The organism is Salmonella sp. SAL04214, assembly GCF_046550615.1.
In the GTDB taxonomy this organism is placed as follows: domain Bacteria; phylum Pseudomonadota; class Gammaproteobacteria; order Enterobacterales; family Enterobacteriaceae; genus Salmonella; species Salmonella enterica.
In genome coordinates this window covers 83,050-100,224 of sequence record NZ_JBGDXT010000003.1, presented here as the reverse complement: position 1 = coordinate 100,224, position 17,175 = coordinate 83,050, and the positions used below count along the sequence as shown (strand labels likewise).

Below are 17,175 nucleotides of genomic sequence, written 5' to 3'. Positions count from 1 at the left end.
GGTTGACCCGGCGCTGACCGGGTCAACGCTTACACGTTTTGCAGCGGTTAGCCGCGTCGCAGAAGGCGGAAAATCACCAGCACCACAATCGCGCCCACCACGGCGACCAGGAAACTGTGCAGATTAAAGCCGCTGATACTGCCGCCAATACCAAACATCGTCGCCAGCCATCCGCCAACGACCGCCCCGACGATACCGAGAATACAGGTCAGGATAAATCCCCCGCCATCGCGCCCCGGCATAAGCAATTTGGCGATAACGCCGGCAATCAAACCAAAAATAATCCAGGCGATAATTCCCATTTGCAAACCCTCTTTCCAGTAAAAACGTTTTAAGTATAGGCAAAGTCGAGCGTCGCATTTCTGAACACTGATTTATCTCGCGGACATAAAAATTTATTTATCGCTATTAAGTTCTTTCTACTGATGCCGATAACCCAACGATAGTCTGCGTATCAGGGGTTATTTCGTGTGAGTGGTTACAATGAGCAGTTCCTGAAAAAAAATCCATTAGCGATATTAGGCGTGCTACGGGATTTAAATAAAAATCAGGTTCCACTGCGTATTTCATGGGCGCATGGTCAATTCATCAGTAAAATTTTGGCGGTAGACCCGGAAAAACTCATCGTGGATTACGGCAGCCAGGAATACGAAAATAGCGCCGTATTACGTGCCGGGCAGGTAGCCATTATCGCAGAAACGCAGGGCGCAAAAGTCGAGTTCACGTTGCCGCAACTCGTTACAGGCGAATATCAGCGGCTGCCGGCCTTTATCACGCCCCTGCCGTCGTCACTGTGGTTTGTCCAGCGCCGGGAGTATTTTCGCATTGGCGCGCCGCTGTATCCGCCTTATTACGGCGTCACCACGCTACCGGACACCCGTACGTTACGTTTTCGCCTGTTTGATCTTTCCCTGGGCGGCATGGGCGCGCTACTGGAATCCGCCATCCCCGACGGACTAATCGAAGGCGCACGCTTTTCGCAGGTTGAACTGAACATGGGGCCATGGGGGATTCTTCACGTTGACGCCCAGCTTATCGCCATCAGCGAGCGTAAGGTGATTGATGGGAAAAATGAAACGATCACCACTCCCCGCCTGAGCTTTCGTTTCCTTAACGTTAGCCCGGCGGTGGAGCGAGAGTTGCAGCGGATTATTTTTTCGCTTGAGCGCGAGGCCCGAGAAAGAGCGAATAAAGTGCGAGAATAATCTTCACGCTAAACTACATGGCGTCCAGCGCCTGCTGAAGCTTCCAGATATAGCGCGGCGCCTGCGGCGCGGGATGATTATCAACAACATGCTCAAAAAACTCGTCCGCATCCAGATCGTTAATTTTTTCTATCGCCTTCTTCCTGTCGGATGAAAAAGTACGCAATAACGCGCCTGCGCCGTTAGCATAAGAGACGACCAGCGCATATTGCATCACCTGCGGATCTTTGATGCCGGCCAGCGGCCCATTTTCCAGAATGCTCAGATACGCCGCGCCCATTGAGATGTTACGCTCAGGGTTTTTCAGCTCACTGGTGGTCGGTTCGCCACGCCAACCCATACGACGGTAAACGTCGCGCCCGGAGGTCGACGCCTTTAACTGCATCAGGCCAATCGCATTGGACTTACTGACCGCGTTAGGGTTGCCGCCGGATTCAATGGCGATAATCGCGGTGATTAAATGTGGATCAACCCCCCATGCCGCCCCGGCTTTTTCACTGATGGGCATCCACTGCATCGCACGCTTTACAGGCACTTCGGCATTCCACGGCGGATTCCTGTAATCCTGTTTTGAGCTACAGCCAGCCAGTATTACTACCAAAAAAGCAAACCATCTTAATTTCACGTCATCTATCCTTATAGCCGTAACTTATCTGCCGAAGAGGTCATACCGCCCCGGCCAGGCACTTAGGTTGCCTCCCTGGTGCGCATCCAGAAACGTCGCACAACGAGGGACATCGCCTAATATATGCGGCATGATATACATTTGCATTCTATTGTCAGCAAGGAATTACCATGTCTTTGTTTCATTTAATCGCCCCCTCGGGCTACTGTATTAACCAACAGGCCGCGTTCCGCGGCGTTCAGCGCCTGACTGACGCGGGTCATCAGGTGGAGAATGACGAGGTGATTCGTCGCCGCTATCAGCGTTTTGCCGGTACGGACGCGGAACGACTGGCCGATGTTAATTCGCTGGCCTCGCTAACTTCGCCGGATACGATCGTCATGCCGGTTCGCGGCGGCTATGGCGCCAGCCGCTTGCTGGATCGTATCGACTGGCAGGCGCTCGCCTCCCGGCAACAGCGCAATCCCTTACTGATTTGCGGTCATAGCGATTTTACGGCGATTCAGGCTGGACTCCTGGCGCAGGCCAATGTCATCACCTTTAGCGGTCCTATGCTGGCGGCAAATTTTGGCGCCGAAACGCTGAATACGTTCACCGAGCAACATTTCTGGCTGGCGCTACGCAAGGCGCAATTTACCGTAGAGTGGCAAGGCGACGGCCCTCAGTGCGACGTACAGGGCACCTTATGGGGCGGAAATCTGGCGATGTTGATTTCCCTTATCGGTACGGCCTGGATGCCGACTATCGATAAAGGAATTTTAGTGCTGGAAGATGTCAATGAGCATCCTTTCCGGGTGGAGCGTATGCTTTTGCAACTGGAGTACGCCGGAATTCTAAACCGTCAGAGCGCCATCGTTCTCGGCAGCTTTAGCGGCGCGGCGCCCAACGAGTATGACGCCGGCTATTCTCTGGAAAGCGTCTACGCGTTTTTACGTTCTCGTCTGTCCGTTCCGCTGATTACCGGTCTCGACTTCGGGCATGAACAGCGTACGGTGACGCTCCCTATCGGGGCAAACGCGACGCTTAAAAATACGCGCCAGGGGACTCAACTCACTTTATCTGGACATCCTACGCTGCAATTGTAAAAAAAGTCCCCGACAGGCTAAGTAAAACGCTGCCCTGGCCGTTATTATGTTAATGTTAAATAATACGAAGTCGTGTGAGTCAGGAGATATAAAACGTTGGATGCTGCAACAATTATTAGTCTATTTATTTTAGGTTCCATCCTTGTAACCAGCAGTATCCTGTTAAGTTCATTCTCATCGCGACTGGGTATCCCGATTCTGGTCATTTTCCTCGCCATTGGGATGTTAGCGGGTGTGGATGGCATTGGCGGTATTCCTTTCGATAATTATCCTTTCGCTTATATGGTCAGTAACCTGGCGCTGGCGATTATTTTACTCGATGGCGGCATGCGCACCCAGGCCAGCTCTTTCCGGGTAGCGCTGGGCCCCGCGCTGTCGCTGGCGACGCTCGGCGTGCTGATCACGTCGGGGTTAACAGGTATGATGGCCGCCTGGCTGTTTCATCTGGATCTTATCGAAGGTCTGCTTATCGGCGCGATAGTCGGTTCAACTGACGCCGCAGCGGTCTTTTCTCTGCTTGGCGGCAAAGGGCTAAACGAACGTGTAGGCTCCACGCTGGAGATCGAATCGGGAAGTAACGACCCGATGGCCGTTTTTCTGACCATTACATTAATTGAGATGATCCAGAAGCATGAAACCGGCCTGGACTGGATGTTTGCCGTCCATATTATCCAACAGTTCGGTCTCGGTATTGTTTTTGGCCTCGGCGGCGGTTACCTGCTACAGCAGATGATCAACCGTATTTCTCTGCCCAGCGGCCTGTATCCGATGCTGGCGCTCAGCGGCGGTATTCTGATTTTTGCTTTGACGACCGCGCTTGAAGGCAGCGGCATTCTCGCGGTCTATCTGTGCGGATTCCTGTTAGGAAACCGTCCGATTCGCAACCGTTACGGCATCCTGCAAAACTTTGACGGACTGGCCTGGCTGGCGCAGATCGCGATGTTCCTGGTCCTGGGACTGCTGGTGACGCCTTCCGATCTGTGGCCGATTGCCGTCCCTGCGCTTATTCTCTCTATCTGGATGATTTTCTTCGCCCGCCCACTGTCGGTGTTTACCGGCCTGCTGCCATTTCGCGGCTTCAATCTTCGGGAGCGCATTTTCATCAGTTGGGTCGGACTGCGCGGCGCGGTGCCGATTATTCTCGCCGTTTTCCCGATGATGGCCGGGCTTGAAAACGCTCGCCTGTTCTTTAATGTCGCTTTCTTTGTGGTACTGGTGTCGCTGCTCCTGCAGGGAACATCGCTGTCATGGGCGGCGAAGAGAGCCAAAGTGGTCGTGCCTCCGGTTGGCTGGCCAGTATCGCGCGTGGGGCTTGACATCCATCCTGATAATCCGTGGGAGCAATTCATCTATCAGTTGAGCGCCGACAAATGGTGCGTCGGCGCGGCGTTGCGCGACCTGCATATGCCGAACGAAACCCGCATTGCCGCGCTATTTCGCAATAATGAACTGTTTCACCCCACGGGTAGCACTCGCCTGCAGGAAGGCGACGTACTCTGCGTGATTGGCCGGGAGCGCGATCTGCCAGCGCTGGGCAAATTGTTTAGCCAGTCGCCGCCGGTTTCGTTAGATCAGCGTTTCTTTGGCGATTTTATCCTCGAAGCGAATGCGAAATTCGCCGACGTGGCGCTTATCTACGGGCTGGAAGAAGGAACGGAATACCGGGATAAACAACAAACCCTGGGTGAAATCATACAGCAACTGCTGGGCGCTGCGCCGGTCGTCGGCGATCAGGTGGAGTTTGGCGGCATGATTTGGACGGTAGCTGAAAAAGAAGATAACGTGGTACGCAAGATTGGGGTGCGCGTCGCCGAAGATGAAGCAGAATAAGGTCGCCGGACAACGTCGACCCGCCCCCAGGTGGACCGGTCGACGCCTTAGCCTGAGTTAGGTTACGTTGTCACAAACGGCACGCGCGGCGCTACGGCGCACAGTAGCTCATAGCCCAGCGTGCCTGCCGCAGAAGCGACATCATCGACCTTAATTTCTTTGCCCCATAATTCAACCGGCGTGCCGATTCCCGCCTGCGGACACGGCGTCAAATCCACCGCCAGCATATCCATTGAAACGGTGCCTACTGTTCTGGTACGGATACCGTCCACCAGCACAGGCGTCCCGGTCGGCGCATGGCGTGGATAGCCATCGGCATAACCCGCCGCGACGATGCCAATGCGTTGTTCCTGAGTCACAGAATACCCTCCGCCATAGCCTACCCTTTCACCCGCGCTCAGCGTCTGCACGCCAATAATTTCGCTACTCAGCGTCATCACAGGTTTTAGTCCGGTATCGGCAATATCCCGCCACTGTCCTGACGGCGACGCGCCGTACAAAATAATGCCCGGCCTGACCCAGTCATAATGCGCCTGGGGATGCCACAGCGTCGCTGCCGAATTTGATAACGAGTATGAACATTGAAGGCCTTCCGTCGCCAGCGCAATACGCCTCATCGCCTCCCCGATACCTTCCGGATGATCGGCCTGAGCGAAATGTGACATCAGGGTCATTTCACCGACATTGCGCATTGCCCGCAATTGCTGCCAGACGGTCTGCGCCCGCTCAGGCTGAAAACCGAGTCGGTTCATGCCGCTGTTGACTTTGACATAGATATCCAGCGGCGCGTTAAGCCGCGCATTTTGCAGCGCTTTCAACTGCCAGTTACTGTGGATGCAGGTGGTCAGCCGATAAGTGTCATACGCCTCCAGGTCTTGCGCATGGAAAAACCCCTCCAGCATCAATATCGGCCCTTTCCACCCGCGCTCACGCAGGGTAATCGCCTCTTCAAGGTTGAGCATAGCGAAACCATCTGTGGCGCCCAGCGCGCTCCAGACGCGTTCAATACCGTGGCCGTAGGCGTTGGCTTTCACTACCGACCAGACGCGCGCCTCCGGGGCCGCCCGGCGCACAATAGCCAAATTTTGTTTCATTACCTGTAAATCAAGGCTGGCCTGTATAGGGCGGGTCATTTCACTTCCTTTATCAGTTATGCGCGCTATGCAAACGTTGCGGGCGGGTGGGCGTAAAATCGGAACGGTATCGCGCCACGCTCAGATCGTCGTAGGGTATCGCTGGCGTACGACCCGACAAGATATCGCTTAACAACTGGCCTGAACCGCAGGCCATCGTCCAGCCTAAGGTGCCGTGTCCAGTATTAAGCCACAGATTTTTATAACGGGTACGTCCGACTACCGGCGTGCCGTCCGGCGTCATGGGGCGCAGGCCGGTCCAGAATGTGGCCTGCTCAATATGACCGCCGCGCGGAAAGAGATCGCGCACAACCATCTCCAGCGTCTCGCGGCGCGGTTGCAGTAAGTCGGTATTAAAGCCCACGATTTCCGCCATTCCCCCCACGCGAATACGCTTATCAAAACGCGTAATAGCGATTTTGTAGGTTTCATCAAGAATCGTTGATACCGGCGCGCCGTCTGGCTCGACGATTGGGATGGTTAATGAATAGCCTTTCAGCGGATACACCGGGATATCAACAATGCCTTTAAGCATCGCCGTCGAATACGATCCAAACGCCATGACATACGCATCTGCTTTAATGATCTCATCGGCGCATTTCACGCCGTAAATCTGATCATTTTCGTACAGTAATTTTTCCACGGGAGTATTAAAGCGAAAGGTTACGCCCGCCTGCTCCGCCATGCGCGCCAGACGCTGGGTAAAGAGCTGACAGTCCCCGGTTTCATCATTCGGTAAGCGCAGCCCGCCGGTTAATTTATGCGCAACCTCAGCCAGAGCGGGTTCAACTTCCGCCAGTCGGCTGGATTCCAGGAGCTGATACGGCACCCCGGCATCTTCCAGCACGGCGATATCACGGGTGGCGTTCTCATACTGTTGCGCGGTGCGAAAGAGTTGCAGCGTTCCCCCCTGGCGGCCTTCATATTCGATACCGGTCGCGGCGCGTAGCGTTTTCAGACAGTCGCGACTATATTCCGCCAGACGCACCATGCGGCTTTTATTTTCCATATAATGCCGGGTATCGCAGTTACGCAGCATTTGCCACATCCACTTCAGTTGAAACGGGGTGCCATCCAGACGCACCGCCAGCGGCGCATGGCGCTGGAACATCCATTTTATCGCCTTCAGCGGTACGCCAGGGGCCGCCCAGGGCGCCGCATATCCCGGTGAAATTTGTCCGGCATTCGCCGCGCTGGTTTCTTGCGCCGGGCCGGATTCGCGATCGATAACGGTGACATCATGCCCCGCCTGACTCAAATACCAGGCGCTGGTCACGCCAACTACGCCACTCCCCAGGATGACAACTCGCATAGCCACTCCGTTAATAGTAAAAGAACAATCTTCTGATTACATCTTGATAACCCAGATGAAAATATTATTCAACATATGACTTTTTTATGGTGACGTGCTTCACATATACCCTAAAGACAAGCGATCCCACTGGTTTGGGATCTCCTGCTACGCGGCATGGCTATACAGCATAAAATGATGCCAATACCCGTTTTTTTGCCGTTCAATGTGGAGGAAATCGCAAAGAAAAGTTTTCACGATCAAGTCGTTTTTTAACATGGTGTTCTATGCTTGAAAGGAGGCGCTCCATACAGAGAGCGTCGCCAACAATGAGGGTGCGCGAATGGCAACGATTGATTCCATGAACAAGGACACCACACGTTTGAGCGATGGACCCGACTGGACATTTGATCTGCTGGATGTCTATCTGGCAGAGATAGACCGCGTGGCGAAACTCTACCAACTGGATACTTACCCGCACCAAATTGAAGTCATCACTTCCGAACAGATGATGGACGCCTACTCCAGCGTCGGGATGCCGATCAACTATCCGCACTGGTCGTTTGGCAAAAAGTTCATTGAGACGGAACGTCTGTATAAGCATGGTCAACAAGGACTGGCTTATGAAATTGTGATCAACTCTAATCCCTGCATTGCCTACCTGATGGAAGAAAACACCATCACCATGCAGGCGCTGGTCATGGCGCACGCCTGTTACGGCCACAACTCCTTTTTTAAAAATAATTATCTCTTCCGGAGCTGGACGGATGCCAGTTCTATCGTCGATTACCTGATTTTCGCCCGGAATTACATTACCCGCTGTGAAGAACGCTACGGAGTGGATGAAGTAGAAAAACTGCTCGACTCCTGCCACGCGCTGATGAATTACGGCGTCGATCGCTATAAGCGCCCGCAGAAAATCTCGTTGCAGGAAGAGAAAGCGCGACAAAAAAGCCGGGAAGAGTATCTACAAAGCCAGGTGAATATGCTGTGGCGCACGCTGCCAAAACGCGAGGAAGAAAAAACTGTCGCCGAAGCACGCCGCTTTCCTGCTGAACCGCAGGAAAACCTGCTCTATTTTATGGAGAAAAACGCCCCGTTGCTCGAGCCGTGGCAGCGCGAAATTCTGCGCATCGTGCGTAAAGTCAGCCAGTATTTTTATCCGCAGAAACAGACGCAGGTCATGAACGAGGGCTGGGCGACCTTCTGGCACTACACCATCCTGAACCATCTGTATGATGAAGGCAAAGTGACGGAACGCTTTATGCTGGAGTTTTTACACAGCCATACCAATGTCGTATTTCAGCCGCCCTATAATAGCCCCTGGTATAGCGGAATTAACCCCTATGCGCTCGGCTTTGCCATGTTCCAGGATATCAAACGTATTTGTCAGTCGCCCACGGATGAAGATAAATACTGGTTTCCGGATATTGCCGGTTCCGACTGGCTGGAAACGCTGCACTTCGCCATGCGCGATTTTAAAGATGAAAGCTTTATCAGCCAGTTCCTGTCGCCAAAAGTGATGCGTGATTTCCGTTTCTTCACGGTACTTGATGATGACAGGCATAATTATCTGGAGATCTCCGCCATTCATAACGAAGAAGGTTATCGGGAGATTCGATCAAAACTGTCGTCACAGTATAACCTGAGCAACCTGGAGCCGAATATTCAGGTCTGGAATGTGGATTTACGCGGCGACAGATCGCTGACGTTGCGTTATATCCCGCATAACCGCGCGCCGCTGGATAAAGGCCGCAAAGAGGTACTGAAACATGTGCATCGGTTATGGGGCTTTGATGTGATGCTGGAGCAACAAAATGAGGATGGCAGCGTAGAACTGCTGGAGCGTTGTCCGCCGCGCATGAACACGCTGTAATCGAGATGCTGCCCGGTAGTGTTTGCGCTTACCGGGCATCGCGGGATTATCGTCCCTGAATCGCTAAATCGCCGGGAAGATTTTTCTGCATCCGATGCCAAATCTCGCCGCTGTCATGCCCGTAACGCCGCACCGTTTCATACACCTGGTCGTGCGCGCCCTGCTCGCATAACGACGATAATTTATGATAGAAACCCAGTGCCAGACTGCGCGCTTCCGGATTGGCGAAATAGTGGCGACCAATGCGGGTGTATAACCCTTTCATGCCGTTCAGGATCAAGCCGTAAATAGGATTGCCGGAGGCAAATGCCAGACCACGAAAGATGTTATAGTCCAGATCGGCGAATGCATCGGCATGGTCGGCCACTTCGTGGGCAGTGGCCAGCACTTCCTGCGCCTTATCCGGGTGTTGACGCAACGCGGTACGAATAAAGATAGTAGAAATATTGGTACGCACCGACAACAAATTGTCGATCAGTTGCGGAACGCTTTCATGATCAAGGCGGGCCAGCGTTTCAAGGATATTCAGCCCTGACGTTTCCCAAAAATTATTAACCTTTGTCGGTTTGCCATGCTGAATGGTCAGCCAGCCATCTCGCGCCAGCCGCTGTAACACCTCGCGTAATGTCGTGCGCGTCACGCCGATCAGTTCGGAGAGTTCTCGTTCTGCCGGTAAGATCGTGCCAGGAGGAAAGCGGTTATTCCAGATACTTTCAATAATATACTCTTCCGCGAAACCCGCCGGGCTCTGCGCCTTAATGACCATAGTGAGATTTCCATTACACAGCAAAACATAGTTGCACTCATCATACCAGACGGGCGTAACACCTGATAGCGGACGCAATGAAGAAAAAGGGGATCAAGGCACCATTTCTGATATCGCCTGCCAATATCGTTAAGGACTTGCTTGCATTCGTCGCGCTCGCTACTCTCTGTGTTTAAACATAAAAACGCTATTTCATTTTTCTAGGTAAGGAAAAATTTCATGGAGATCTCATGGGGTCGCGCCATGTGGCGCAACTTTTTAGGCCAGTCGCCCGACTGGTACAAACTGGCACTACTTGTCTTTTTAATTATTAACCCATTCATTTTCTTAGCTAATCCCTTTATTGCCGGTTGGCTGCTGGTGGCAGAGTTTATCTTCACCCTGGCGATGGCGTTAAAGTGTTACCCCCTGCTGCCCGGCGGGTTACTGGCCATTGAAGCCGTCATCATCGGCATGACCAGCGCCGCCCATGTACGTGAAGAGGTTGCCGCCAACCTGGAAGTCTTGCTGCTGCTGATGTTTATGGTGGCAGGCATCTACTTTATGAAGCAGTTATTGCTATTTATTTTTACCCGTCTGTTACTCAGTATCCGCTCGAAGATGGTTCTGTCGCTGGCCTTTTGCGTCGCCGCCGCGTTCTTGTCGGCTTTTCTTGACGCGCTTACCGTCGTTGCGGTGGTGATCAGCGTCGCCGTCGGTTTTTACGGGATTTACCATCGTGTGGCCTCATCGCGCGGCGAAGAGAACGATATGCTGGACGATAGCCATATCGATCCGCATTACAAAACGGTGCTGGAGCAATTCCGCGGATTCTTGCGTAGCCTGATGATGCATGCGGGCGTGGGGACGGCGCTGGGCGGCGTCATGACCATGGTCGGGGAGCCGCAAAACCTGATCATCGCTAAAGCGGCTGGCTGGCATTTCGGCGACTTCTTTTTACGGATGTCGCCTGTCACCGTCCCGGTACTGATATGTGGACTGTTAACCTGTATGCTGGTCGAGAAAATGCGCTGGTTTGGCTATGGCGAAACGTTGCCCGAAAAAGTCCGCGACGTCTTGCAGCAATTCGACGATCAAAGCCGTAAGAAGCGCACCCGACAGGATAAAATTAAACTAATAGTCCAGGCAATTATTGGCGTCTGGCTGGTTACCGCCCTCGCCCTCCATCTCGCGGAGGTGGGGCTGATTGGTCTGTCGGTTATTATTCTGGCCACCGCGTTAACGGGTGTAACCGATGAACACGCCATCGGCAAAGCGTTTACCGAGTCGCTGCCGTTTACTGCGCTGTTAACCGTTTTCTTCTCCATTGTGGCGGTTATTATCGATCAACATCTTTTCGCGCCGATTATTCAGTTCGTCTTGCAAGCCTCTGAACACGCGCAGCTAACGCTGTTCTATCTCTTTAACGGCCTGTTGTCTTCCATCTCAGATAACGTCTTTGTCGGCACCATTTATATCAACGAAGCGAAGGCGGCAATGGAAAACGGCGCAATCAGCTTAAAACAGTTTGAGATGCTAGCCGTGGCCATCAATACCGGTACTAACCTGCCATCGGTAGCGACGCCAAATGGTCAGGCGGCATTCTTATTCCTGCTGACCTCCGCGCTGGCGCCGTTAATCCGTCTCTCCTATGGCCGTATGGTCTGGATGGCGTTACCGTACACTATCGTACTGACCCTGATAGGGCTACTGTGCGTCGAATTCACTCTTGCGCCGGCCACCGAATGGATGACTCAGGCAGGATGGTTAGCAACGCTTTCGTAACGTTTGGCCGGGCAATACACCGCCCGGCTCCGATTTTTGCCTGATAATTATCCAATTACACATTATTTCATTTCCCGCTAGTGGCGCACGAATTGAATTGGTTTACACTGCGGTCTCTACGCATGTTGCAGGGAAATTATTATGTTGCGATTTTTAAACCAGTGCTCACGGGGTCGGGGCGCATGGTTACTGATGGCGTTTACCGCCCTGGCGCTGGAAATGGTGGCGCTGTGGTTCCAGCACGTCATGTTACTTAAACCTTGCGTGCTATGTATTTACGAACGTTGCGCCCTGTTTGGCGTGATGGGCGCGGGTCTGGTCGGCGCAATAGCGCCGAAAACGCCGCTGCGATACGTGGCGATGGTTATCTGGATTTACAGCGCCTGGCGGGGTCTACAACTGGCGTATGAACATACGATGATTCAGTTGCATCCCTCGCCGTTCATGACCTGTGACTTTATGGCGCGCTTTCCAGACTGGTTGCCGTTGGGTAAATGGCTGCCGCAGGTGTTTGTGGCATCCGGTGATTGCGCCGAACGCCAGTGGTCGTTTTTAACGCTGGAGATGCCGCAATGGCTGTTGGGGATCTTTGCCGCTTACCTTGTGGTGGCGATAGCCGTCGTCATAGCCCAGGCATTTAAGCCTAAAAAACGCGACCTGTTCGGTCGTTGATACACACGCTCCTTCGGGAGCGTTTTTTTGCCCGAAGCGTTGTTTGTCAGTGATTAAAAGGTGTATATTAAATACATCTTTTAATCACCACATCAGGGAGATGTCTTATGTCCCACTTACGCATCCCGGCAAACTGGAAAGTTAAACGCTCTACCCCCTTTTTCACCAAAGAGAATGTTCCGGCGGCACTGCTCTCTCATCACAACACAGCGGCAGGCGTTTTCGGACAACTCTGCGTGATGGAAGGCACCGTGACCTACTATGGCTTTGCGAATGAAACCGCGACAGAACCAGAAGTGAAAGTGGTGATTAATGCCGGGCAATTCGCCACCAGTCCGCCGCAATACTGGCATCGGGTAGAGCTGAGCGATGATGCGCGGTTCAACATTCATTTTTGGGTAGAGGAAGACCATCAGGGCGAGGAAATGTATCAACAGAAAAAAGCCTGACATCGGTAAACCAGTCACCACTGGGCGGGTCCCGCCCAGTAGCCAGGTGATTAATGGCGCTAATTAAACGCTAGAGTAGTTTAATTTTAACGTGGTATCCCTCAAGCCCTTTCATCGTTTCTCGCGGCACGAACTCTATTTCGGAAACCTCTTGCCCGGTTTTCTTCCGTAGTTCGGCGACCTTTTTGCTAATGAGTGCCGCGATTTCCTCTTCTGCTTTATGTGTCAACTCTTCGCTGTTCATTGATTTCCTCCTTTGAACTCGCAAACGGCTAAGCGCAATAAGACAGTGTCGTCATGGACGCGCTACTATTTTAACGTACAAAAAATTATAGGCTATCTTTCTGAGGATTATCAGGATGTTTCGCTTTAGAAGATGTAAAAAACCGCCTGGCACAGACGGTGCATCAGGCGGTTGGTTAATAGCACAAGACGCTATCTACGAGGATCTTCAACCTCATTCTGGGTATCCGGGTCGAGAGGATCGTCTCCCTCTGGCGTATCCGGAATATTTTCACCAGGAAGCGGCTCATCCTCTGGTAATGGATCGACTAAATCAGGACGTTCAGACATAAAGCCTCCAACGAACCATAGTTATTAAAGATACCCTACAGCACTACTTTTGGTTTTTCTTTGGATTTTTTCCTTCGTCTTCGGGTGTCTTATCAGGCTTCCTGGGCTGATCCTTTGAAACGCGCAACGGTTGGTTATTCATGGGGTAACTCCTCAGGATAGGCAGCGATATACTGCTTTGAAAGTATAGAGTCGCCGCCATACGTGCGCGAGCGCAGCGACAAGGCGCGTCAGGTAAGAATAGAAAGCGGTGATAACGCCAGGTGACGGAATTTGCACGCAATTCCTGGTTTCAGGGGCCGCCCGGCGTAAATTAAAGAATTGTAAACAATCAGCCGTTTTGCCGAAGACTTATTCTGCCCACGACGGTTTATTTAAAATATGATCCTGCCAGTCCCGTACTTCAGATTCTTTAACCGCGATATGACGGACAGAAATTCGCTCGCCATGCATAGCGGCTTTCGATCCAGTCAGCAGCGGATGCCACGTCGGCAAGGGCTTACCTTCCGCTAACAAACGGTAGGCGCAGGTCATCGGCAACCATTCAAAGTCTGGCAAATTTTCGCGAGTGAGTTTGATACAGTCGGGTTCAAATTCAAAACGGCGCTCATAATGGCGGCACTGGCACGTTTTGATATTTAATTGCCTGCACGCCACGTTGGTGAAGTAGATTTCATCTGTATCTTCATCCATCAGCTTATGCAGGCAGCATTGACCGCAGCCATCGCACAGCGACTCCCACTCGGCATCGGTCATTTCATCCAGGGTTTTACGTTGCCAGAAAGGTGTATCGCTCATTAAAGTATCCGCCATTGCACTAAAGCTGCACCTTATAACCAGTCTGGCCTGCAGATGCAAGTTTTACCGCCGCTGAAGGCGGCAAGCAGATTTTACAGAACGCGGGTAGACAACGTTTCGCCATTAAAACGAATGTCCAGCTCATCGCCGCTTAATAATGGCCCCACGCCTGCCGGCGTGCCGGTTAGCACCACGTCCCCGGCTTTGAGCGTAAAATAGCGGCTCATATAGGCGATAAGAGGCACAATAGGATGAATCATATCCGCGGTCGACCCTTGCTGGCGAACCTCGCCATTAACGTTAAGCCCGATAACCGTATTTTGCGGATCGCCGCAGAAGGCCGCGACAGGGATGAAGCCTGAAATCGGACATGCGTTATCAAAACCTTTGGCTTTTTCCCAGGGCTGTCCGGCCTTTTTCATTTTCCCTTGAATATCGCGCAGGGTTAAATCAAGCGCCACGCCATAACCGGCTATCGCTTTACGTACATGATCTTCGGTCGCCTGGCGGAGCGTTGCGCCAATCAGCACGGCAAGCTCAACTTCATGATGAACAGCGCCCATATCCGCCGGAATCGCCAGCGGCTGGCGAATATCACACAATGCGGTTTCCGGCTTGATAAAAAGCACGGGTTCTTCCGGCGTCGCGCTGCCCATCTCCTTAATGTGATTTGCGTAATTACTGCCCACGCAGACCACTTTACTTACCGGGTAATCAAGCAAGGCACCTTGCCAGTTACGATGTTGATACATATTTTCCCCTAAGATCATGATGGAATTCAGGCGCGGCGCCGAATACCGTTTAACGGTCAGCGGGCGACGTATTTTGTCCCACCGAAGAAAGATGTTGTTTCAGCAAATCTTCCGGCGGCGGCGGCAATTGTAAATAATAGCCCTGCTCGCTTAACGCCTGTTTTACTTTTTCGAGCTCGGCATTGACTAATTTTTTACGTCCATCAAGCGGCAGCATCATCGCTAACTGCGGCTGACCGAATCCTTTCATCAACGCTTCAGGCACCCGCGAAAAATCGTCTTTTTTTTCGACATACAAATAGGTTTGATCGCGCTTGCTACTTCTATAGATCACACAAAACATACTTTTACTCTGAATTAACGGGATGGTGACTTGCCTCAATATAATACTGACTATAACATGCCTTCTGGACTTCGGAATATCACTCCGTATCGGAGATGATAAATAGCAAATTGAGTAAGGCCAGGATGTCAAACACGCCAATCGAGCTTAAAGGCAGTAGCTTCACCTTATCAGTGGTTCATTTGCATGAAGCGGAACCAGAGGTTATTCGTCAGGCGTTAGAAGACAAAATAGCGCAGGCTCCTGCGTTTTTAAAACACGCCCCTGTCGTTATTAACGTTAGCGGTCTTGAAAGCCCGGTAAACTGGCCGGAACTGCATAAGATCGTGACCTCAACCGGCTTACGCATTATCGGCGTGAGCGGCTGTAAAGACGCCAGCCTGAAAGTAGAAATCGATCGGATGGGGCTTCCTTTACTGACTGAAGGTAAAGAGAAAGCGGTTCGGCCTGCGCCCGTTGAGCCGGCAACGCCCAGCGAACCGCCGCAAAACGCTAATCCCATCACAAAAACGCGATTAATTGATGTTCCGGTTCGTTCCGGTCAGCGCATTTATGCTCCACAATGTGATCTGATTGTTACAAGTCACGTCAGCGCTGGCGCAGAGCTTATCGCTGACGGCAATATCCATGTCTATGGCATGATGAGAGGTCGCGCGCTGGCAGGGGCGAGCGGCGATCGGGAAGCGCAAATTTTTTGTACCCATCTGACGGCAGAACTGGTCTCTATCGCAGGTGTTTACTGGCTGAGTGATAAAATCCCGGCAGAATTTTATGGCAAAGCGGCGCGCCTGCGTTTAGCAGACAACGCTTTGACAGTTCAACCGTTGAATTGATCCCTTTTTAACAAGGAATTTTTATGGCACGCATTATTGTTGTTACTTCGGGTAAAGGGGGCGTTGGCAAGACCACCTCCAGCGCGGCCATCGCTACAGGTTTGGCCCAGAAGGGAAAGAAAACTGTCGTCATTGATTTTGATATCGGACTGCGTAACCTCGATCTGATTATGGGGTGCGAACGTCGTGTCGTTTACGATTTTGTAAACGTCATTCAGGGCGATGCGACACTGAATCAGGCGCTGATCAAAGATAAGCGTACTGAAAATCTCTTCATTCTTCCGGCGTCGCAGACCCGGGATAAAGACGCGCTAACGCGCGAAGGCGTCGCTAAGGTACTGGACTCACTGAAAGCGATGGACTTTGAGTTCATCGTTTGCGACTCGCCGGCGGGTATCGAAACCGGGGCGCTGATGGCGCTCTATTTTGCCGATGAAGCGATCATTACGACCAACCCGGAAGTCTCTTCTGTCCGTGACTCGGACCGTATTCTGGGTATTCTGGCATCGAAATCTCGTCGCGCAGAAAATGGCGAAGAACCGATTAAAGAACATCTCCTGTTGACGCGCTACAATCCAGGCCGCGTCAATAAAGGCGACATGCTCAGCATGGAAGATGTACTGGAGATTCTGCGTATTAAACTCGTCGGGGTGATCCCGGAAGATCAATCCGTACTGCGCGCATCTAACCAGGGCGAACCGGTGATTCTTGACGCCACTGCGGATGCGGGTAAAGCCTATGCAGATACCGTAGATCGTCTGTTGGGAGAAGAACGTCCTTTCCGCTTCATTGAAGAAGAGAAGAAAGGTTTCCTCAAACGCCTGTTCGGAGGATAAATTATGGCATTACTGGATTTTTTTCTCTCGCGGAAAAAGAGTACCGCTAATATTGCAAAAGAGCGGTTGCAAATCATTGTCGCGGAACGTCGCCGTAGCGATGCCGAACCGCATTATTTACCGCAGTTACGTAAAGATATTCTTGAGGTCATTTGTAAATACGTACAAATCGATCCGGAAATGGTTACCGTCCAGCTTGAGCAAAAAGATGGTGATATCTCCATCCTTGAACTTAACGTAACGTTGCCGGAAGCCGAAGAGTCAAAATAAGCTCTTTTATGGGAAAATTCCTGGATTAAAAAAGGCAGAAGAATCTGCCTTTTTTATTTTTTTACATTATTCCG

At 52.0% G+C, this 17,175-nt stretch carries 20 protein-coding genes; 10 read left to right on the top strand and 10 right to left on the bottom strand.

The window, feature by feature from the left end; translation table 11 throughout:
* Positions 1 to 47: 47 nt before the first annotated feature.
* Positions 48 to 302: a GlsB/YeaQ/YmgE family stress response membrane protein gene (locus ACLJQD_RS06255; protein WP_000511320.1), complete on the bottom strand. Its 255-nt coding sequence runs from the start codon at positions 300 to 302 to the stop codon at positions 48 to 50.
* 168 nt (positions 303 to 470) lie between these two features.
* Here ACLJQD_RS06255 and ycgR point away from each other — a divergent pair, with 168 nt between their 5' ends.
* Positions 471 to 1,205 (top strand): flagellar brake protein YcgR, encoded by a 735-nt coding sequence (gene ycgR / locus ACLJQD_RS06250; protein WP_000017418.1) that lies wholly within the window; start codon positions 471 to 473, stop codon positions 1,203 to 1,205.
* A gap of 13 nt (positions 1,206 to 1,218) precedes the next feature.
* On the opposite strand, the gene emtA is transcribed toward ycgR, so the two are convergent.
* Positions 1,219 to 1,830 carry a membrane-bound lytic murein transglycosylase EmtA gene (emtA, locus tag ACLJQD_RS06245; RefSeq protein WP_000776974.1) on the bottom strand — a complete coding sequence of 204 codons (612 nt, stop codon included), beginning with the start codon at positions 1,828 to 1,830 and terminating at the stop codon, positions 1,219 to 1,221.
* A gap of 170 nt (positions 1,831 to 2,000) precedes the next feature.
* Here emtA and ldcA point away from each other — a divergent pair, with 170 nt between their 5' ends.
* Positions 2,001 to 2,915, top strand: a complete 915-nt coding sequence (gene ldcA / locus ACLJQD_RS06240; RefSeq protein ID WP_017441978.1) for a muramoyltetrapeptide carboxypeptidase — start codon at positions 2,001 to 2,003, stop codon at positions 2,913 to 2,915.
* A gap of 96 nt (positions 2,916 to 3,011) precedes the next feature.
* Positions 3,012 to 4,745: a potassium/proton antiporter gene (locus ACLJQD_RS06235; RefSeq protein ID WP_000338376.1), complete on the top strand. Its 1,734-nt coding sequence runs from the start codon at positions 3,012 to 3,014 to the stop codon at positions 4,743 to 4,745.
* A gap of 62 nt (positions 4,746 to 4,807) precedes the next feature.
* Here the strand turns inward: ACLJQD_RS06235 and dadX are convergent, their stop codons facing one another.
* Both dadX and ACLJQD_RS06225 read right to left on the bottom strand, forming a co-directional pair.
* Positions 4,808 to 5,878: a catabolic alanine racemase DadX gene (gene dadX / locus ACLJQD_RS06230; RefSeq protein ID WP_000197909.1), complete on the bottom strand. Its 1,071-nt coding sequence runs from the start codon at positions 5,876 to 5,878 to the stop codon at positions 4,808 to 4,810.
* Positions 5,879 to 5,891: 13 nt separating this feature from the next.
* Complete coding sequence (locus ACLJQD_RS06225; RefSeq protein ID WP_017441977.1) at positions 5,892 to 7,190, bottom strand: D-amino acid dehydrogenase; 1,299 nt, start codon at positions 7,188 to 7,190, stop codon at positions 5,892 to 5,894.
* Positions 7,191 to 7,512: 322 nt separating this feature from the next.
* Between ACLJQD_RS06225 and ACLJQD_RS06220 the strand changes: the two genes are divergently transcribed.
* The gene (locus tag ACLJQD_RS06220; protein WP_000190832.1) at positions 7,513 to 9,045 is read left to right on the top strand and encodes a SpoVR family protein; all 1,533 of its coding nucleotides are present in this window, start codon (positions 7,513 to 7,515) and stop codon (positions 9,043 to 9,045) included.
* 46 nt (positions 9,046 to 9,091) lie between these two features.
* On the opposite strand, the gene fadR is transcribed toward ACLJQD_RS06220, so the two are convergent.
* On the bottom strand, positions 9,092 to 9,811 hold the full coding sequence (fadR, locus tag ACLJQD_RS06215; RefSeq protein WP_000234826.1) for a fatty acid metabolism transcriptional regulator FadR: 720 nt from the start codon (positions 9,809 to 9,811) through the stop codon (positions 9,092 to 9,094).
* Between the two features lie 219 nt (positions 9,812 to 10,030).
* Between fadR and nhaB the strand changes: the two genes are divergently transcribed.
* The 3 genes from nhaB (at position 10,031) to ACLJQD_RS06200 (ending at position 12,696) form a co-directional block, all read left to right on the top strand.
* On the top strand, positions 10,031 to 11,575 hold the full coding sequence (nhaB, locus tag ACLJQD_RS06210; RefSeq protein WP_017441976.1) for a Na(+)/H(+) antiporter NhaB: 1,545 nt from the start codon (positions 10,031 to 10,033) through the stop codon (positions 11,573 to 11,575).
* A gap of 141 nt (positions 11,576 to 11,716) precedes the next feature.
* Positions 11,717 to 12,247: a disulfide bond formation protein DsbB gene (gene dsbB / locus ACLJQD_RS06205; RefSeq protein WP_000943475.1), complete on the top strand. Its 531-nt coding sequence runs from the start codon at positions 11,717 to 11,719 to the stop codon at positions 12,245 to 12,247.
* Between the two features lie 107 nt (positions 12,248 to 12,354).
* Complete coding sequence (locus ACLJQD_RS06200; RefSeq protein WP_000018967.1) at positions 12,355 to 12,696, top strand: DUF1971 domain-containing protein; 342 nt, start codon at positions 12,355 to 12,357, stop codon at positions 12,694 to 12,696.
* A 70-nt stretch (positions 12,697 to 12,766) separates the two neighbouring features.
* Here ACLJQD_RS06200 and ACLJQD_RS06195 read toward each other — a convergent pair whose 3' ends face one another.
* From ACLJQD_RS06195 to ACLJQD_RS06175, 5 genes are all read right to left on the bottom strand, one after another.
* The gene (locus tag ACLJQD_RS06195) at positions 12,767 to 12,940 is read right to left on the bottom strand and encodes a GnsA/GnsB family addiction module toxin (protein ID WP_001083583.1); all 174 of its coding nucleotides are present in this window, start codon (positions 12,938 to 12,940) and stop codon (positions 12,767 to 12,769) included.
* Positions 12,941 to 13,131: 191 nt separating this feature from the next.
* Positions 13,132 to 13,269 (bottom strand): hypothetical protein, encoded by a 138-nt coding sequence (locus ACLJQD_RS06190; RefSeq protein ID WP_001519337.1) that lies wholly within the window; start codon positions 13,267 to 13,269, stop codon positions 13,132 to 13,134.
* A 351-nt stretch (positions 13,270 to 13,620) separates the two neighbouring features.
* A complete protein-coding gene (locus ACLJQD_RS06185; protein ID WP_001285703.1) occupies positions 13,621 to 14,067 on the bottom strand; it encodes a YcgN family cysteine cluster protein in 447 nt (148 codons plus the stop codon).
* Between the two features lie 92 nt (positions 14,068 to 14,159).
* Positions 14,160 to 14,819 carry a fumarylacetoacetate hydrolase family protein gene (locus tag ACLJQD_RS06180; RefSeq protein WP_001519895.1) on the bottom strand — a complete coding sequence of 220 codons (660 nt, stop codon included), beginning with the start codon at positions 14,817 to 14,819 and terminating at the stop codon, positions 14,160 to 14,162.
* Positions 14,820 to 14,868: 49 nt separating this feature from the next.
* Positions 14,869 to 15,162 (bottom strand): YcgL domain-containing protein, encoded by a 294-nt coding sequence (locus tag ACLJQD_RS06175; protein WP_001525604.1) that lies wholly within the window; start codon positions 15,160 to 15,162, stop codon positions 14,869 to 14,871.
* A gap of 125 nt (positions 15,163 to 15,287) precedes the next feature.
* Between ACLJQD_RS06175 and minC the strand changes: the two genes are divergently transcribed.
* From minC to minE, 3 genes are read left to right on the top strand one after another with little or no spacing between them, the layout of a single operon-like run.
* A complete protein-coding gene (gene minC, locus ACLJQD_RS06170; protein WP_000072527.1) occupies positions 15,288 to 15,995 on the top strand; it encodes a septum site-determining protein MinC in 708 nt (235 codons plus the stop codon).
* A 23-nt stretch (positions 15,996 to 16,018) separates the two neighbouring features.
* Positions 16,019 to 16,831 carry a septum site-determining protein MinD gene (gene minD / locus ACLJQD_RS06165; protein ID WP_000101047.1) on the top strand — a complete coding sequence of 271 codons (813 nt, stop codon included), beginning with the start codon at positions 16,019 to 16,021 and terminating at the stop codon, positions 16,829 to 16,831.
* A gap of 3 nt (positions 16,832 to 16,834) precedes the next feature.
* The gene (gene minE / locus ACLJQD_RS06160; protein ID WP_001185666.1) at positions 16,835 to 17,101 is read left to right on the top strand and encodes a cell division topological specificity factor MinE; all 267 of its coding nucleotides are present in this window, start codon (positions 16,835 to 16,837) and stop codon (positions 17,099 to 17,101) included.
* Positions 17,102 to 17,175: the final 74 nt, after the last annotated feature.

Excerpts from the sequence above, each read along its gene's own strand:
- ACLJQD_RS06255 (WP_000511320.1), bottom strand. The coding sequence starts at position 302 with ATGGGAATTATCGCCTGGATTATTTTTGGTTTGATTGCCGGCGTTATC.
- ldcA (WP_017441978.1), top strand. The coding sequence starts at position 2,001 with ATGTCTTTGTTTCATTTAATCGCCCCCTCGGGCTACTGTATTAACCAA.
- dadX (WP_000197909.1), bottom strand. The coding sequence starts at position 5,878 with ATGACCCGCCCTATACAGGCCAGCCTTGATTTACAGGTAATGAAACAA.
- ACLJQD_RS06225 (WP_017441977.1), bottom strand. The coding sequence starts at position 7,190 with ATGCGAGTTGTCATCCTGGGGAGTGGCGTAGTTGGCGTGACCAGCGCC.
- ACLJQD_RS06220 (WP_000190832.1), top strand. The coding sequence starts at position 7,513 with ATGGCAACGATTGATTCCATGAACAAGGACACCACACGTTTGAGCGAT.
- fadR (WP_000234826.1), bottom strand. The coding sequence starts at position 9,811 with ATGGTCATTAAGGCGCAGAGCCCGGCGGGTTTCGCGGAAGAGTATATT.
- nhaB (WP_017441976.1), top strand. The coding sequence starts at position 10,031 with ATGGAGATCTCATGGGGTCGCGCCATGTGGCGCAACTTTTTAGGCCAG.
- dsbB (WP_000943475.1), top strand. The coding sequence starts at position 11,717 with ATGTTGCGATTTTTAAACCAGTGCTCACGGGGTCGGGGCGCATGGTTA.
- ACLJQD_RS06200 (WP_000018967.1), top strand. The coding sequence starts at position 12,355 with ATGTCCCACTTACGCATCCCGGCAAACTGGAAAGTTAAACGCTCTACC.
- ACLJQD_RS06195 (WP_001083583.1), bottom strand. The coding sequence starts at position 12,940 with ATGAACAGCGAAGAGTTGACACATAAAGCAGAAGAGGAAATCGCGGCA.
- ACLJQD_RS06190 (WP_001519337.1), bottom strand. The coding sequence starts at position 13,269 with ATGTCTGAACGTCCTGATTTAGTCGATCCATTACCAGAGGATGAGCCG.
- ACLJQD_RS06185 (WP_001285703.1), bottom strand. The coding sequence starts at position 14,067 with ATGAGCGATACACCTTTCTGGCAACGTAAAACCCTGGATGAAATGACC.
- ACLJQD_RS06180 (WP_001519895.1), bottom strand. The coding sequence starts at position 14,819 with ATGTATCAACATCGTAACTGGCAAGGTGCCTTGCTTGATTACCCGGTA.
- ACLJQD_RS06175 (WP_001525604.1), bottom strand. The coding sequence starts at position 15,162 with ATGTTTTGTGTGATCTATAGAAGTAGCAAGCGCGATCAAACCTATTTG.
- minC (WP_000072527.1), top strand. The coding sequence starts at position 15,288 with ATGTCAAACACGCCAATCGAGCTTAAAGGCAGTAGCTTCACCTTATCA.
- minD (WP_000101047.1), top strand. The coding sequence starts at position 16,019 with ATGGCACGCATTATTGTTGTTACTTCGGGTAAAGGGGGCGTTGGCAAG.
- minE (WP_001185666.1), top strand. The coding sequence starts at position 16,835 with ATGGCATTACTGGATTTTTTTCTCTCGCGGAAAAAGAGTACCGCTAAT.